The organism is Chitinophaga sp. ARDCPP14, from assembly GCF_051362515.1.
Lineage (GTDB): Bacteria > Bacteroidota > Bacteroidia > Chitinophagales > Chitinophagaceae > Chitinophaga.
Genome location: NZ_JBKIXB010000010.1, coordinates 241,221 through 258,906, shown reverse-complemented (window position 1 = coordinate 258,906; position 17,686 = coordinate 241,221). Strand labels below are relative to the sequence as shown.

The 17,686-nt window shown below is 43.4% G+C and carries 10 protein-coding genes; all 10 read left to right on the top strand.

Features of this window, described 5'->3' with window-relative positions; all coding sequences use genetic code 11:
• Window positions 1–466 precede the first annotated feature (466 nt).
• A complete protein-coding gene (locus ACLHR0_RS25075; protein WP_436490328.1) occupies window positions 467–1,462 on the top strand; it encodes a type IV toxin-antitoxin system AbiEi family antitoxin in 996 nt (331 codons plus the stop codon).
• Window positions 1,437–1,832: a hypothetical protein gene (locus tag ACLHR0_RS25070; protein WP_436490377.1), complete on the top strand. Its 396-nt coding sequence runs from the start codon at window positions 1,437–1,439 to the stop codon at window positions 1,830–1,832. Before ACLHR0_RS25075 ends, ACLHR0_RS25070 begins: the two co-directional genes overlap by 26 nt.
• A 77-nt stretch (window positions 1,833–1,909) precedes the next feature.
• Window positions 1,910–2,299 (top strand): hypothetical protein, encoded by a 390-nt coding sequence (locus ACLHR0_RS25065; RefSeq protein WP_436490326.1) that lies wholly within the window; start codon window positions 1,910–1,912, stop codon window positions 2,297–2,299.
• Window positions 2,300–3,478: 1,179 nt separating this feature from the next.
• Window positions 3,479–6,814, top strand: a complete 3,336-nt coding sequence (locus tag ACLHR0_RS25060; RefSeq protein WP_436490324.1) for a SusC/RagA family TonB-linked outer membrane protein — start codon at window positions 3,479–3,481, stop codon at window positions 6,812–6,814.
• Between the two features lie 11 nt (window positions 6,815–6,825).
• Window positions 6,826–8,811, top strand: coding sequence for a SusD/RagB family nutrient-binding outer membrane lipoprotein (locus ACLHR0_RS25055; protein WP_436490322.1), 1,986 nt, complete (start codon window positions 6,826–6,828; stop codon window positions 8,809–8,811).
• Between the two features lie 380 nt (window positions 8,812–9,191).
• Entirely contained in the window at window positions 9,192–9,833 is a 642-nt protein-coding gene (locus ACLHR0_RS25050) for a helix-turn-helix transcriptional regulator (protein WP_436490320.1), read from the top strand.
• Window positions 9,834–9,894: 61 nt separating this feature from the next.
• On the top strand, window positions 9,895–10,746 hold the full coding sequence (locus ACLHR0_RS25045) for a VOC family protein (protein ID WP_436490318.1): 852 nt from the start codon (window positions 9,895–9,897) through the stop codon (window positions 10,744–10,746).
• Between the two features lie 388 nt (window positions 10,747–11,134).
• On the top strand, window positions 11,135–12,805 hold the full coding sequence (locus tag ACLHR0_RS25040) for a tetratricopeptide repeat protein (protein ID WP_436490316.1): 1,671 nt from the start codon (window positions 11,135–11,137) through the stop codon (window positions 12,803–12,805).
• 223 nt (window positions 12,806–13,028) lie between these two features.
• A complete protein-coding gene (locus ACLHR0_RS25035) occupies window positions 13,029–16,112 on the top strand; it encodes a SusC/RagA family TonB-linked outer membrane protein (protein WP_436490314.1) in 3,084 nt (1,027 codons plus the stop codon).
• 23 nt (window positions 16,113–16,135) lie between these two features.
• Window positions 16,136–17,662, top strand: coding sequence for a RagB/SusD family nutrient uptake outer membrane protein (locus tag ACLHR0_RS25030; protein WP_436490312.1), 1,527 nt, complete (start codon window positions 16,136–16,138; stop codon window positions 17,660–17,662).
• Window positions 17,663–17,686 lie beyond the last annotated feature (24 nt).

The window sequence follows — 17,686 nt, the reverse complement described above, 5'->3', positions numbered from 1 at the left end:
CGAATTTGGTGATGATATAATTCATTACTGTTTGCCGGTGAAAGAAAAGGCTACGGTCAATGCGGAGCCGTGGAAACTCGTTATCGTTTTTTATAAGCCGGAATAAGGTACGCTGACTTATCCGGGTGATTGCGGATAAGGCTTTAATGTCTACCAGCTCATTGGGTTCCTAAGGTGGTAATTGTATAGAAACATGAATATCTTACCAGAGGGTCTTTAAGAGTTAATTGAACTGTTCGGAATTTCCGAATCGTTAACTACTTCCAAAATGGGAATAGTTGAGGAAGTGATGATGAAAGCTCGCCAAGCTAAGAAATTCGGAGTTTCCGAATATTAAGCCTTGTTTACGTTTTAGCTGATGTTCACGATTCGTAAACATTTATTTTTTGTAAACAGAAGGTGATTGTCTATATTTGTTTATATTATTTTATTGTTTACGATTCGTAAACAGTTAAAAAATGTAAACATGGAAACTGAAATAATCGCTCAAAATGCTATTGTAGCTTTAGAAAAGCAGACTAACATCAAGATGAAATGGGAGCCCAATGCACCTAAAGATCTTGACGGGAAAGTAGCTTTTAAGCATAATAAAAAGCAATATCACGCATTTGTGACGATAAAAAAGGAGCTACGCAACCACCAATTACCCTATTTACTAAGGCAAAACGAGAGCCATCATCCCCTTATTGTCATGGCTGAATACATCTCTCCAAAACTGAAAGAGGAGCTAAGGAAGGAAGATATTGGCTACCTGGAAACTAATGGTAATATTTATTTCAATGAGGGCGATTTGTTGCTCTGGCTGGATGGACAAAAAGTGATTCCCCCTGAAACGGAAAAAGCGGGCCGGGCATTCACTAAAACAGGACTTAAGTTGGTGTTTCATTTCTTAATCAATGAAGACCTGGTAAATGAAACTTATCGGGAAATAGCATTAAAAACAGGAGTGGGCTTCGGCAACATTAATGTGATCATTAGTGATTTAAAGAAACAAGGCTTTTTGCTCCCGAAAGATAAGAACAGTTACTTTTTAAATAATAGAAAGGAGTTGTTAAACAAATGGATGATCGCCTACAAGGAAAAGCTAAAGCCATCCTTATTGGTTGCGACTTTTCGATTCTTAACAGAAGAAGATCGTAATCATTGGAAAAAACTTTCTCTTAAGGAAGATAAGACATGGTGGGGCGGAGAACCTGCCGCTGACCTGCTCACTAATTTCTTACATCCGGGCGAGTATACTTTATATACATTGGAAAAACGAGCTGATATAATCAGACATTATCGTCTTGTTTCTGATGCAAATGGCAATGTAAAAGTATTTCAGAAATTTTGGCAAGATAACGCCAATGATAGTACAGTCCCTCCTTTGCTTGTGTATGTTGATTTAGTTAACACAGGTGATAGGCGATGTATTGAAACCGCTCAAAAAATTTACGATGAGTACTTACAGGATAAATTTTGATCAGATCCGGCAACATCCAAGTTTAGGAGATTTGTTAGGAGCTTTGGAAAATGTGCTATCGAAATTTGGAATTGACTATTACCTGGTAGGAGCGGTATCAAGGGACGTGTGGATGAGCGGCATTAATAAAATCACTCCCAGACGTACTACAGGGGATATTGACTTTGCTGTATTTATTAACGATAAAGGCGTATACGAAGAGCTAAAGGAGTATCTTATTAATGTACAGGGATTTACCTCATATAGTGGTAATGCTTTCGTGATAATCTGGAAAGATGGAACTGAAGTGGACCTATTGCCTTTTGGGCAATTGAAGATGAACACCGCCAGGTTACCGTTAAAGGCAATGGATATACCAACATACACGTAGAAGGGTTTAAGGAAGTATACGACCAGGATCTGCCGGAAATAGAAATAGGTGAGGGACATCATTTTAAAGTCTGTACTTTGCCAGGCATTGTATTATTAAAATTGATAGCCTGGGATGATAGGCCGGAGGCGCGCCGGGACGACATCAAAGACATTAGCGATATTCTGAATAATTTCTTCGATATGCATCGGGATGCTATATGGGAGCATCACCATGACCTCTTTGAGGAGGAGAGTGTTGAATTACTTTTTATTGCGGCGAGGGTTATGGGCCGGGAAATTCGTAAGATTACAGATAGGAGTCAGCATCTAAATGACCGCGTTTATAATATCCTAAAAGTAAATGCTGAAGAGGGTTCTGGGAGAATGGCGTTGATTATGCTGGAATATTTTGATACTTCTTTGGAAGAATGTTATCAGTTAATTGAACAATTGAGCTTGGGCTTTGAAGAGGTAAAGGCAATTTAGTCAGTAGTTGCATAAAATGCAACTACTGGAGATAATCGTTATCAAATTTTATTTATCATTCCCATTCCCATTCATCCACTGCTGAGTTCCGTCAAGCGCTTTTCCCCAACGACAAGTGATAATTTCATTAACACTAGGATCAATTTTGGTTATTTTTTCCAGACAAGCCAGCTTGGAATCTTTCCGGGTCTTGTTCATTATCCAACTTTCCTTATTTAAGTGGATAAGCTAACTACACTAATGATTCTATTTTGATAAAAAACAATTCTATCTTGACCTTTTCCTAAAAAAGTTGTTAAAAAATTGCGCGACTTGAAAAAGTTTACATAGGTTTGAGAAAGACGAAAAAAGAGCATTAGAGCAAAGAAAACAAAGATTCATTATTGGTAGCTAAAACGTTTAACTAATGACCGATTAGCATATTTTGTCCCTACAACAATGTATTTCCTTAAACTGTAAATTCAATCAACATCAGCAACAATTGGAAAGATTAGATTTCTTTTAACAGTCGACGAGAGTTCCACTAAATAACCAGACTTTTTTATCAATCAATTTGTTATTCGTAAGCATATGCGTTAAAATGTTTCTATCATCAAACAGCGTTGGTGAACAATAGTGATGTCTTTCAAACAGGATCATATTGCCTTAATAAATCAGGATGACTAAGCATTGTTTTTTGTGCTATGAAAGAGCACAATAGCTACTGCTTTCGCAGAAAAGTATGAACCAAAAGAATGAATACTGAACAATGACACCTATATAAATCCAGCCATTGTCAGCAGCAAGGATTGAAACTGCGTGGAAGAATGGGTAACGGCCCTACGGGTTATAGTGCTAAAATTTTAAACAAAGCTGAGCACCCTTTGTCATGGCGAGAATGGTACATATAGTACCATATACAATGTTACATACATTGTATATGGCGACTAATTACTGTCTTATAACCAACCAATGGTGACCTTCCCGGGAAAACGGGTTTAACCTTAATGCATCAAAAAATACTATCTCCGCCAACTCTATCTACCATCAGTGTTATCAGCAGGGTGGTCTGTTCGATATAGAAATTAGCAGTCTGGCACTGATTGATGTGGAAGATACAAACAGCCAACAACATAGAAGATTTCCATTCGTAATACTATACCAAAATCAGTTCTATTCAATTATAAAAACTAAAAAACGATGCAGTCAACCAAAAGATCTCTTTTGCTTTTTATGCTCTTTTGCATAGGAAGCATGTTTGCCTATGGGCAGGGAAAAATGACGGTTTCAGGTACCATCAAGGACGCAACCGGCAATGTTCTTGAAGGAGCTACCGTGAGCGAAAAAGGTACATCCAATTGGGTGCCGACCAGCAAGGGTGGTAGCTTTACTATCAATGTAAAACCAGATGCAAAACTGGTTATTTCTTATGTTGGCTTTGTAACCCAGGAATTGCAGGCTACATCTTCTATGCAGATAACGCTAGTAGCCAGTGTTCAGAGTACTGAAGAAGTAGTTGTTACTGCCTTGGGTATCAAAAAACAATCTAAAGCGTTAGGTTATGCCGTATCCAAAATTGATAATGACAGGATTATGGCCAGCGGTACACCTACCAATGCTTTACAAGCACTCTACGGTGCCGCGCCTGGCGTGCAGGTTGCAGCTACAGCAGCCGGCCCCTCCGCTGGAATGAAAATCAACATTCGTAATGCGGTATCTTTTGACCAAAATTCATCAACGCGTCCACTTATTGTAGTAGATGGTGTTCCCATTCACGATCAGAATACGCAAATGGGTTTCGGTGCTACTGATCGCGACAACGGAACAGGTATTAACGATATCAACCCTGATGACATTGCTTCCATGGAAATTTTGAAAGGAGCTAAAGCATCAGTACTATACGGTAGTGAAGGTGCCAATGGTGTTGTGCTGATTACTACCAAAAGCGGCACCAAAGGGAAAGGACTGGGAGTGGCGGCTTCTTTCACAACTTCATGGGACCGCGCAGCGTTCCTTCCTAAGTTGCAAAATGAATATGGAACTGGCTCCAGCCCTAGCAACTCCAGGAATGACGCTGAGGGATACTATATTGATGCAAATGGAAAAAGAGCGTTGGCAACTACATTGGGAGATGGTTTTGGCGCAGCTGCATTTGGACCAAAATTCGACCCAAGCGTGAAACTTTTGTGGTGGGACGGAGTAGAAAGACCATGGCAGGCTCAATCCAAAAATATCTATAACGATCTTTACCAAACGGGGCATCAGAACACAACTAATGTGGCTTTAAGTGGCGGGAATGATCAGGGACAGATTCGTTTTTCATACACTAACTTAAGTATGACCCCCATCAGACCAGGTTCTGATTATGACAAAAATACTTTTAGCCTTAACTCGTCCTATAAGTTAAATAATAACATTACCCTTAAATATACCGGCAACTTTTTTATTTCCAGAAACCTGAATGCTGCCAACCTGAGTACAATGAATGGAGAAGGTCAGCAGGCAGAGATAGGGGCATATAGCGCTGATATCAACGTAGGCTTGTTAAAGTCACATTTACTAACGCCAGATGGATATAATTACTTTGCCAACCCAAGCCAGAGAAATTTAATCTCCAACGGTAGGAAGGGAGTGGTAGGCTATCTTTGGGATCAGCTCCAGAATAAATCTATTTTTACAAGATTGCACAATATCCAGTCTTTATCTGCCGATATAAAACTCACCAATATATTTAGTGCCACATTAATGGGGGGCATAGATTATAGCACGGAGAGGAATGAGTATAAAGGGAAATTGTTGGATCCACAGTTATTAGGCCCTAATAGTGGTTTCATGTATAGTGATGTAACCAACATATACAAAAATACCTATGGCCAGGGCATGCTTAACTTCAACACCAAAATAAATAGTGATTTTGATTTGTCTGGTTTTGTAGGTGGAGTAATCAGAAAAAATTACACAGAAGGAAAAGGTGCATCTGTGAATGGTTATGGACAGCTGGTTATTCCTAATTACTTTTCTTTTAATAATTTACCATTAGGAGTGCAGCCTCAATACCAGTTTACAAATGGTGAGGATATGTTATACAGTTTATTGGGATCTGCACAGTTGGCATGGAGAAACCAGGTTTATATAGAAGCCCAGGCCAGACAAGACTGGTCATCTATCTTGCCTCCAAATCAGAATAGTTATTTCTATCCTGGTATAAGTGCAGCATGGATCTTTAGCGAAAGCCTGAAATTACCGGCGGTGTTTGATTATGCCAAAGTAAGGGCGTCATGGGCCGATGTGGGCCGTCCGGGTCCACGCTATTTCAGCAACGTGAACTATGCTACATCTCAAACAGGTGGTGGATATGTGCTTACTCCTCCATCCGATCTTCCTCCAATGGATGCCAACGGCAATCCAAATCTAAAACCTGAGCGTAAACGTGAATTTGAAGTAGGTTTTGAAACCTATCTGTTCCATAACAGGAGAATTGGAGTGGACTTCTCTTATTACAAATCAAATATCTACGACCAGATCATGGCGGTAGCAGCTCCTCCGGGAATGGGTGTTAAAAATGTTCGTATGAATGCTGGTAACGTGATGAACAAAGGATGGGAACTGGCTATTAAAACAAAACCAATTTTAACAAAAGATTTTGAGTGGGATGTAAACTTAATGTTTGCACATGGCAAAACTTATGTGGAAAAACTGGATGGCAAACTACAATCTCTCACCCTGTGGAACGCGTTCGGCGCAGTGAATGCAGTGGCTAATGTGGGTCAGGAATATGGTCAGCTTTACCTGACTAAGTCAACCTACACCTACAATAATCCAAATGATCCAAGTGATCCAAACAATGGAAAAAGAGTTGTAAATGCTGCTGGCTCGGCTTATGATTATACGAGCACAGCAAAGTTAATCGGCAAAACAATTCCTGATGTAACAGGAGGGTTTTTCACTTCTTTTGCATACAAAAATATTCGCCTTATTGCAAATATAGACTACCAGTTTGGCGCCACTTTCCTGTCAGGCTCTGAAACTTATATGATGGCAGCCGGTGCGCTAAACGAAACATTGAAATATAGAGATGAGGCGCATGGAGGATCTGCTTATTATTTAGATGCCAATTCTAAGAAAGTTGCAGGCACAAACCCTAATGGCGGATCCACCTTTCACGACGGTGTAATATTGGATGGTGTTAGTACTGATGGCAAAACGAACACAAAAGTGGTTTCTGCTGATAATTATTATTACGATTCTTATTTTTCAAATGGCTTTTTCCCTGAAGACAGGATCTTTAAAAGCGATTACGTAGCCCTGCGTAATGTGGCCATCGATTATACTTTGAATCCAAAGATTCCTCAAAAGATCCATATGAGCAGTCTGATAATATCAGTTTTTGCGAACAATGTGGGTTACCTCTACAAAGATGCACCAAATTCAGTACCTGAATCAACTAACGGAACAGGCTGGGGCGTGGGTTCCTATGGAACAACTGCATTACCCTCACAACGTTCAATAGGTATTTCTATCAAAACTAAATTTTAAAAACAACTAAGATGAAATATATACAATTAAGATCTTTTTTCTTGCTTACGTTGTTATTATCTTCTGTCGCGTGCAAGAAGAGCCTGGAAGACTCATATCAAAATCCTGACGGATATTCGAAAGACATGGCTGATAAGTCGGGAGTAAGCGTTATTGCCGGATTCTTCACTTCTCAGCTAACCCAGGGATTCTTTCTTAGTGGTGATTACGGTTCTGTTTACCACCAGGTGAGAAGTGGAAACAGGATTATGGCAAATGCCGTTCAGATTTATAATACAACTACCGAAGGAAGTTCCTACACGCTCGCAGATGTTGAGCACGACTGGGGTACGGGTGGTTTTAACGAATCTGTTTTCAACTTTGTTAATACACAATGGATCACACCAATACTCTGGGCTCAACGTGAATACAACAACACACCGCAAGCTAAACGGACCAATTTAGATAGCCTGTATATCACCTTAATGCATGTTTTAAAAGGTTATGCCTACCAAAGAGCAACCGACATGTACGATAAGATTCCCTACATAGAAACAGGTTCTGCGGGTGGGCTTGATGGCGTTAAAGCAAAATACCTTGGCCAATCGGACATCTATCCGAAGATAATCAGTGATTTTAAGGCCGCCGAAGAAGTGTTGACGACGCTGACACTTACGTCTACCGAGCAGGCATCATTTAACCAGCAGGATATCATTTTTGGCGGAAATATTTTGAAATGGCGTAAGTATATTAATTCATTAAGGTTGCGTTGTGCGATGAATGTAAGCGAAGTTTTGCCTGCTATTACGAAGCAGGTGCTTACGGAGTTGCAAGGCAAACCCCTACTGACCGACTATAACGATGTAGCTGGTGTAGCTGACATAGCAGTGATTGCACTTAATCGTATTTGTAACGAACTGGGTATTACACGTGCTTTCAGGGAAAGAGCGGATGATTGCCGTGCAGGGAAAAAATTCCTGCAGGACGTGATGTACTGCCAGCCGACCATGAGCAGTAAGGTGGTGAACGGACAAGCGTTATATTATTTCAGTGGTGATAATTCTGCAACAGGTTTATTGGATGGTACTGTTGACCCGCGCGTTTCTTATATCTTCGCTCCAGACTGGAGTGGCAGATACCTGGGTGTTGATACAAAATGGGATGGCAATACTGATAAGAATAGTTACTTAAATAAAATTTTGCGTGGCCTTTACATCAACGATCCTATCCTGACCGATATTTCAAAAACAACCTTTTATTACGGCGTAAATAATAGCCAGTCGATCGCGTTGGACGCAGCATCTAAAGCAGATCTGAGTAAACGTGAGGCGTTCCTGTTAAATACGCTTCGCAGCAGAGTGGCCAACTACGATGACAATGGTTGGAACGTAGGCACTGCAAACAACCTGGTTGCGGAGTACAATGTACGCCCACAATTTAACTTTGCGTTAAAATATCCAACCATTCATGCGGTTGAAACGGAGCTTTCATTGGCAGAGGCAGCAGTAAGAGGTTTTGGTCAACTGAATGGTGCCGCGCGCGATCACTATAAGAATGCCATTATCTTATCCTGCAAATATTGGTATGAACTGAATAACTCAAATCAATATTCTAAGACAACCTTGCCGGCTATGCCAACAACGATGGACGATTCGAGAATCAGCGCCAGGCCCGCAATGGAATATAACGCAAGTGTTTATGCAGAGGTAGCAGCACAGAAATTTGATGCGATGTCAAGCACTCAAAAAGTTCAGGCAATTTTTAATCAGCTTCAGTTGCATTATAATATGTTGAACTTTGAAGTGCCGTATACCGCTGCCCGCAGGTTAATTAAATACCTGGGTACAAATCCTGCTTCAATGTATGAAAGATACAAGTGGAAAGAAAGAATGACTTATCCTGGTAGCGTTCAGGCTTCCGATCCGGAAGGTTGGTCAATTATTAGTCCTTCTAATAATCCGGATCTCCCTGTATGGTTTACGGGCCGTACTGCCAAATGGAAGAACACATTGGAATAAGACTGATTACTCTTTAAGCACATAGAAAAGACGACGTCGCAAAAATCAAATGCGCGTAAAACAAAATCTTCTGGCAGGTGAAGTTGACACCGCCAGTGGTTTAATAGCAACGTGAAGACAGCAATAAGGCCGCCATTGTGCGGCTTTATTGCTTTTATATGTGACGTTTCAACAGATTCGCTACATTTTTCATATTTTTAATTAGAGAGTGTTTCTTCCGGGGAATAAATACCTTTTTTTGATTAAGCCTAGTGTAAATTCATATGCAACAATGGTATAATAAACTAGACCCAGCCCTAAAAGACACTGTCCAAGCCGTCTTAATCCTTGATAGTGCCGATCCCCCTGAGCCGGATGACTTGCCCATATTTACCAACGGCATGCCGGCTTTATTGTGTACAACACAGCATCAGGAAAGTCGCCTGTCGCTGTTCGGAAAGACCGTTCCTTCAGAAAGATGGGCCGAATGGGGGAATGCTACCCTGATCGCATTTTTCTTCAAACCATTTGCCATAGGGCCTGTTTTTAAGCTATCTGCACAGCAGTTAAAAAATGAAGCCATCGGGCTGAATCGTTGGAATCCACAAAAGGCAATGGCATTGACCATTCAACTAGCCTATGCTCCATCAACAGCCGAGAAAGTGGAGGTGCTACACCAGTTTATTCTTTCCCAGGTTACAGCCAACCAGCGGGAATGCAGGATCATCCGGTATGCGACCGATAAAATATTGGAAAACCCGGAAGCCGATGTATTGGCACAAATGCTGCAGGAGCTTAGTCTCACCGAAAGAACATTTCAACGGATCTTTAAAAAATATGTAGGTATAACGGCCAGCGAATACAGGCGGATCTGCCAGTTCCAGATGGCTTTTTACCAGTTAAAGTCCGGCCAGTTTCATAAATTGACCGACGTGGCATATGCCAATGGTTATTTTGATCAGAGCCATTATATCCGTTCTTTTAAGGAATTTACAGCAACCACTCCCAATGAATACCTGCAGTTTGGGCTAAAGAAAAAATAATGTCGGTTTTGTACAAGGAGATGTTTGGTGGCTGGTTCATCTTTACACAAAATTTAAATGTATGAAAGAACTAATCACGCCTTGCTTATGGTTCGATAACCAGGCAAAAGAAGCCGCCGCTTTGTATTGCAAATTAATTCCCGGCGCCAAAATAGTAATGCAGTCGCCTGTTGTCACCGAAATAGAGATAGCCGGACAGCATATTACGCTGTTAGATGGGGGGCCTATGTTCAGACCCAATCCATCCATTTCAATGTATTACATCTGTGAAACAGAAGAAGAACTAAAGGATATCTGGGAAGGATTATCCAGCGACGGTTTTATAATGATGCCATTGGATAAGTATCCCTGGAGTGAAAAATACGGCTGGGTGAGCGACCGGTTTGGCATTTCATGGCAGGTTACCCTGGGAACAGTAGCCGCGGTGGGTCAAAAGATTACGCCCTTTTTAATGTTCGTCGGGGATCAGTATGGTCGTGTGGAAGAGGCCATACAGCATTATAGTTCCATATTCCAGGATTCAGCAACAGATGGGATACTCCGTTACTCTCAACAGGAACAGCCCGATATAGAGGGAAAAGTAAAGCATGCCGTGATAACCTTAGCCGGGCAGAAGTTTATGCTAATGGAAAGTGCACATGCTCACAAATTTGCCTTTAACGAGGGCGTTTCCTTAACGATTCATTGCAACACACAGGAAGAAATAGATCACTATTGGGGAAAATTAACCGAAAGCGGCGAAGAAAGCAGGTGTGGATGGTTAAAAGATAAATTTGGTGTTTCCTGGCAGGTAATACCTACTATTCTGGGGAAATTGATGACCGATCCCAATAAGGCCGGTAAAGCAGCCCAGGCGTTTATGCAAATGCGAAAATTTGATATTGAAAAGATCGTGCAGGCAACGCTTGAGTAAATTTTGAAAGGCCATACCGGCTATTCTGTTAGATTATTTTACCCGAAAAGTGGAACTATAATATTTTCCACGTCCAATTTTTACTAAGTACAGGCGGCTTTGCTTTATTGCATTGCCGCCTGGCTAATAGCACTGTAATTTAAATTATGATGATTGTGTTGTGTCTGCTGTCTTTTCTGTCCGGGCTGAACATGATTTCCAATGATACTTATTCCGCAATGTAATTTCTACATGCCCTGCATTCTCCCCGGATATTACTGTTTCCTGTTTTAGACGGATGGTTAATTATAAATTGTATTGCCTTCCCGCTTTTCGCATACCTATAATCCGTATTTTACAATCCACAAATCCACGGATCGGCGCCCGAACACGCCAAAATGATGACTGAATGATGAAATTGCTACTCCTTCTTGCAGCCTGCTACTGTACGTGCATTACTGCCAATGCCCAGCTCAATGCGGATAGCCTGAATCAACTGCTGGCAAATAAAAACATGACCACGCCGGAAAGGATTACGGCGCTCAATATGCTGGCGGCCCATTACAACCAGGATTCCACCAATGTGGCACTGGTACTGGCCAATGAGGCTTACCTGCTTTCCCTGAAAGAAAAGAACAAGCCGCTCCAGGCGGCCTCTCTCCTCAACCTTTCCGAGGGATATCTCTATAACGATCAATACGACCAGGCGCTCAATTACGCCTATAATGCACTGGATCTCTGCCTGGAGTGGGGAAATGATAGCGCTATTGCCCGGTGCTTTACAAACCTGGGCTGGGTCTTTTATGATACGGAGAACGCTCACTTCTCTCTTCAGTACCACCAGCAGGCGCACACATTATATAAAAAAAGCGGCGATCCCCACCGGCTGGCGGTGTCTATGAATGCACTGGGACTGGTTTACCTGATGAAAGATGATTTTGAAACGGCCCGCCTGTATTTTGATAGCACGCTCGCCATCGCAAAGCAAAATCATCTGGAAGGGATGATTGCCACAGCGTTGAGTAACCGCGGTATTTGCTGGAATGAACAAGGGAAGTACCAGGTGGCCATCGCTGATTTTAACCAGGCAATGGCAATCATTAACCCTGCAGAAGTATTGTCGCATGCGGAGGTGCTGAACCAGATGGCTTACTCCCGCATTATGCTGAAGGAATATCCGCAGGCGGAAACCCTCCTCCGGGATGCAAGGGTACTGATCAACCAATCGAACTCCAATACAAAGAAGGAGAAGCTGCTGGATAACCTTACCAATTCAGTATTGTTATACCAGGAGCTGGGAGAATACCGGAAGGCTTTCACCGAACTGCAGGAATATACCAGGGTCCGAAACCAGATCCTTTCCAAAAGCAAGAGTGAAGCTATTTCGGCGCTTAAGCTGCAACGGGAGGCAAAAGAGAACGAAACCCGCATCATCACACTGGTGGCGCAGAAGGAACTTCGGGCGTTTCAACGGAATGCGCTGGCAGCAGGGGTGGTACTCCTTATTATTATCTGGTTGCTGTTTTACAGCAAGATGAAACAAAAGCAGAAAAAGGAGAAAGAACTGGAAGAGGTTAAACGTGCCCTGATCAAACAGGAGCTTGATGGCGCCCTGATGGAAAAGGAAGCCCTGAATGGTAAACTGGAATTCCGCGATAACGACCTCAAAAACTATGCGCTATACATTTCCCAGCGTAATGAAATGATCCGGAATTTTATTGATGAACTGACCAGCCTTGATATCCATAACGACGCCAGAAATGAGAATATCACCCGTTTCAACCGCCTGGTCCATAAATTCCAGCATGACCTCGATCATAATAAAGATGCCCAGGATTTTAATCTCTCGGTAAATGAAATCCATAAAGACTTCTTCTTTAATCTCCTTCAAAAATATCCGGGCCTTACAGAAAATGAACGCCGCCTTTGTGCACAAATCCGGTTAAATCTCTCTATCAAAGACATCGCTTCATTGAATAATATCTCTGTAAAATCAGTTGAAATGGCTCGCTACCGCCTCCGTAAAGCATTCAACCTGGAACACAAAGACAACCTGTCTGATTTTCTGAAGAATTTCTAACCAATTAATTATCAACTACCTGTCTCTCTTGTAGAGGTCATGTAGAGGTGCCTGTAAGGCTCATATAGAGGCTTACAACTCTCCTGTGCCCATCTTTCCTGCCTACATTACTTCCCTGATCCGTTGCTGCCGATTTCACGTTTGAAAGCAGGTACCTATGCTGCAGCATCCGGACGATCCATGTTATACTTTTTAAAAAAAAGATCTAAAAACCAAAATGCGTATGTGGAAACTATTACGGAGGAACGGAATATTATTATTCCTTTTATTTACCGGGTTAACGGCAATCGCTCAAACAGCATCCGTTAACTGGACCCTGAAGGGGAGAATTAAAGACGCCGCAGGCAACCCTATTCCGGGCGCCAGCGTCGTGGTAAAAAACACGGCTAACGGAACGGCCACCTCAGACAAGGGCGTCTTTACACTAACCGTACCTGAAAATGCTACCCTGGTTATTTCGGCGATGGGATTTACCGCCAAAGAAATTAAACTGACCAGCGCCAAAGAACTGGTAGTAGCCCTGGAAGAAAGTGTGAAAGGACTGGATGAAGTACTGGTGATCGGCTATGGAACTCAGAAAAAAGGAGATGTGACAGCGGCCATATCTTCCGTAAATACAAAAAATCTCGCCAAACAACCCTCCGGTAACATCGGTACCATGCTGCAGGGACAAGCGGCCGGCGTGATCGTAAGTGCCGGTACAGGCAATCCTGCGGCCAATCCCGTAGTGCTGGTGCGGGGCCTCAACAGTATCAACAACGACAACCCCCTTTATGTAGTGGATGGTATTCCCCTGGGATATGCATATGATATCAACCCCAATGATATCGAATCAGTAAGCATCCTTAAAGATGCTTCTGCCGCTACCATTTATGGCGCCCGGGCGGCCGGGGGTGTTATCATCATCACCACCAAAAAAGGGAAAACGGGTGAACCGCGTATCACCTTCAATTCATACGCATCCCTGCACAAGCTGAATAATAATATTGACCTGCTGGAGAAAGTTCCCATGAATAAGGTGGTGAGAGAAGCCTATGCCAATGACGGCGAAACACCTCCCATTTATGTGCAGGATGATAATAAATACGCTAACTCCGACTGGCTCAGCGCTTTCACCAAACAAGGCGTGGAACAGAAATATGATGTTGATGTGGCAGGCGCTTCAGAGAAAATTGCTTACCGCCTGTCGTTAGGACACTGGGGACATTCCGGGTCCATCATTAATTCCGGCTCTAAAAGAGATAACATCCGGCTGAATACAGAGATCAAACTACTCAACAATCGCCTCAAATTAAGTCCCATTATCGCTTATACCCGTTTTGACAATAAGAATTTTGGAGATGTGAACGGTGATGGAAATGCAGGATTTTCTCCCATTATGAACGTTTATAACACGCTCCCACATAAACGCATCTACGACCCTGCTTCGGTGAACGGTTATGCCAAACCCGAAACAGAGCTGGGCTCCGGCAACCCGGTAGGTGAAAGAATGCTGAGCAACGGCAAAACAATAGATGATCACCTGCAGTTCAATATGGCTGCAGACCTGCAACTCTGGAAAGGGTTCTCTTACAACTTTACCCTGGGCCGTAATATTGTAAACACCTACGAGTTTACGCAAACAGATCCTTACGACTTTGGCGCACAGGCGCTGGTGGAAAATCCGAGCCGCTCCGAGAGCCGTGGCCGGAATGAGTTCACCGTGTTTACCCATCTCCTGAATTACGAAAAACAACTGGGCAAGCACAATATTAAAGGCATGTACGGCTTCTCCCGTGAAAAGTCTGTGAGCCAGGGTACCACCGGCGCAGGCAATCATTTGAGCAGTCCGCTGATCGAATCACTGTCGGGCCTGATCATCGACGGTAAAGGAGATTTTATCCGCGCCGGCGGCTGGAATTTTTCCAGCACGCTGCAATCCTACTTTGGCCGCGCAAGCTATAATTATGACGATAAATATTTTCTCCAGGGAAGCCTCCGCCGTGACGGCTCTTCTAAATTCGGCCCTCTGAACCGTTACGGTACTTTCTACTCTTTCTCTGCAGGCTGGAACATGCATAAGGAATCCTTTTTCAATATCCCGTGGATATCAGAACTAAAGCCGCGTATCAGCTATGGTACCGTGGGGAATCAGAACGTGAGCAACTTTCAGTACCTCGCCAAGATATTCCTGACAGGCTCCAGTCCCTACCTGAACTATCCTTTGGGTTCCGCGCTCAGTCAGCAGGTATATGTCGGCGCCATTGCAGCTACATTGGCTAATAACAACATCAAATGGGAACAAACAGCTACCCTCAATGCAGGGTTGAATTTTAGTTTCTTAAAAGGTGCTGTGAGCGGCAGTTTCGATTACTTTAGTTCCAGAACATCTGATATGCTGGCCGAAACGCCTATCCCTGCATCATCCGGTATCACAGCATTGCCGCTCACCAATATCGCGGATATGGAAAATAAAGGATGGGAAGTAACGGCTACCTACCGCCGCCCTGCGTCCAATGCATTTTACTGGGATATAACTGCAAATATTTCACACAGCCGGAATAAGATCATCCGGTTGGGGTATGACGAAGGAGTGATTGCCGACGGATATGTTGATTTTAACAACCGCGGTACCACGCTCACCAAGAAAGGAGAGGCGCTGGCATCATTTTATCTTTATAAAACAGACGGCATCTTCAGATCGCAGGCGGATGTGGATGCACACGTCAATAAATCCGGCGATCCGCTGCAACCCAATGCCAAACCCGGCGACCTTCGTTTCGTGGATACAAATGCCGACGGCGCATTAGACGATAATGATAAACAGCTGATGGGTAACGGTCTTCCTAACCTCGACTTCGGTATTACTTTCAACGCCAGTTACAAAAACTTCGACCTGATGGTGTTCTTCAACGGCAAACAGGGCCAGAAGATGTACAACGGCGCAAAGATGTTCCTGTACCGCTTCTATCGCTCTGCAGACCTGCTGAACGCCTGGAGCCCCTCCAATCCTGATGCTTCGGTATATCGTCTTTCCAATACAGATGAAAACGAAAACCTCCGTGTGTCCGACTACTTCCTGGAAGACGCTTCTTTTGTACGCCTGCGAAACCTACAGCTGGGTTACACACTTCCGCAGCAACTCACGGCAAAAGTACACATCGACCGCTTACGGGTTTATGCCGGCGCCTACAACCTGCTCACCTTTACAAAGTATACAGGCTTTGATCCGGACCTCTCCAACACCGGCATCTTTGGCCGTGGGGTAGACCGTGGCTACTACCCGCTGAGCCGCTCTTTTGTATTCGGCCTTAACGTTGGATTCTAATCTGAAATTTTAAACTGACAATCATGAAACTACCAATAGCCGTTCTCTTCTTCTTTTCCGTTGCGCTCTTCACTGCGTGCTCCGATAAATACCTGGAACTGGACGATAAACAAAACCTCACAGAAAATACTTTCTGGACCACCCGGCAGCATGCTTTGCAGGGAATTACCGCCAGCTATGCGGCTTTACAGGGACACGACGGCTCCATGTGGACTTTCTTTGAGGAAATATATATCACGCTCTCCTATAAGGCTGATGATATAGATAATAATAAAAATGAGCCTTATGGAAAAAATCTGGCTGCATTTGTAAACAGTGCAGATGAAGGCGGTCCCTGGAATCTCTGGGCTACCTGTTATGCAGGAATTGGCCGTGCTAACCAGGTGATCGAAAAAGTACCAGGCATTACCGCTATGACGGAGAAAGAAAGAAATGAAATTGTTGCAGAAGCTAAATTCCTCCGCGCCTATAATTATTTCATACTGGTAAATGGTTTTGAAAATGTGCCGCTGGTATTGAAATTTGAAAAAGATCTTACCAGGCTTCAAGCGCCGCAGTCCCCCGCTGCAGACGTTTGGGCACAAATTGAAAAAGATCTGACAGAAGCAGAAGCCGTGCTGCCAACCGCTTATCCGGATGCATATAAAGGTCGTGCAACAAAAGGCGCCGCTAAAGCGCTGTTGGCAAAAACATATCTCTTCCAGGAAAAATGGACAGCGGCAGAAGCAAAATTCAGAGAGATTTACGGGCAGTACACCCTCAATACAAATTATATCGACAACTTCAACGGCACAAAGGAAAATGGCCCTGAATCCATCTTTGAAGTGCAATTCAGTGGCGATCGTTCCGTGTCTGATGAAAGACATCCTTTCAATTTTGAAGTGAGGCCTTATGCGCTTGATGGCTGGGAACTCTTTTATCCTTCTGACTGGCTGGTGACTACACTGATGAAAGATAAAACCGCAACAGGTGGTTATAGCGACAGGGTATATGGTACTATCTTTTTCAACGATCCAGCGTCAAAAATGTGGGATCTCAACATTCCCGCCAACCTCGTGCCCTACGCAGATGTGGCAGGCAATCTTTCCCACCCCGCCTTCTTCAATAAATATGCATACCCTAACGACAGGGGCGGTTCTTATGTAGGAACGAACATCTCCCTGATCCGTTATGCAGATGTGCTGCTGATGCTGGCAGAGGCAACGAATGAAAATGGGGGAACGGCAGCAGCTATTGACCTCGTGAATGAAGTGCGTAACCGCAGTCACGCGAAACCAATTGCAGCAGGCAGTCTGAATAAAGAACAGCTGCGGGAGCAGATCCGAAATCACGAAAGACCGGTAGAACTGGCAATGGAATTTGGTATCCGCTGGTTCGACCTGGTACGCTGGGGCCGTGGCGCTACCGCCAAACAACCGATAAAAGCCCTGCTGACAAACCATGGTAAAGCTGCTGCAGCCAACTATGTAGAAGATAAACACATCCGCTACCCTATACCGCTGAAAGAGATCAACGTAAACCCGCTCCTGAAGCAAAACAATTTGTACTAAACAACCGGGCCGGTGTGCCATTGT

Bases quoted from the DNA above. Each gene is read 5' to 3' on its own strand.
- ACLHR0_RS25075 (WP_436490328.1), top strand. From the start codon at position 467: ATGGAAACTGAAATAATCGCTCAAAATGCTATTGTAGCTTTAGAAAAG.
- ACLHR0_RS25070 (WP_436490377.1), top strand. From the start codon at position 1,437: ATGAGTACTTACAGGATAAATTTTGATCAGATCCGGCAACATCCAAGT.
- ACLHR0_RS25060 (WP_436490324.1), top strand. From the start codon at position 3,479: ATGCAGTCAACCAAAAGATCTCTTTTGCTTTTTATGCTCTTTTGCATA.
- ACLHR0_RS25055 (WP_436490322.1), top strand. From the start codon at position 6,826: ATGAAATATATACAATTAAGATCTTTTTTCTTGCTTACGTTGTTATTA.
- ACLHR0_RS25050 (WP_436490320.1), top strand. From the start codon at position 9,192: ATGCCGGCTTTATTGTGTACAACACAGCATCAGGAAAGTCGCCTGTCG.
- ACLHR0_RS25045 (WP_436490318.1), top strand. From the start codon at position 9,895: ATGAAAGAACTAATCACGCCTTGCTTATGGTTCGATAACCAGGCAAAA.
- ACLHR0_RS25040 (WP_436490316.1), top strand. From the start codon at position 11,135: ATGATGAAATTGCTACTCCTTCTTGCAGCCTGCTACTGTACGTGCATT.
- ACLHR0_RS25035 (WP_436490314.1), top strand. From the start codon at position 13,029: ATGTGGAAACTATTACGGAGGAACGGAATATTATTATTCCTTTTATTT.
- ACLHR0_RS25030 (WP_436490312.1), top strand. From the start codon at position 16,136: ATGAAACTACCAATAGCCGTTCTCTTCTTCTTTTCCGTTGCGCTCTTC.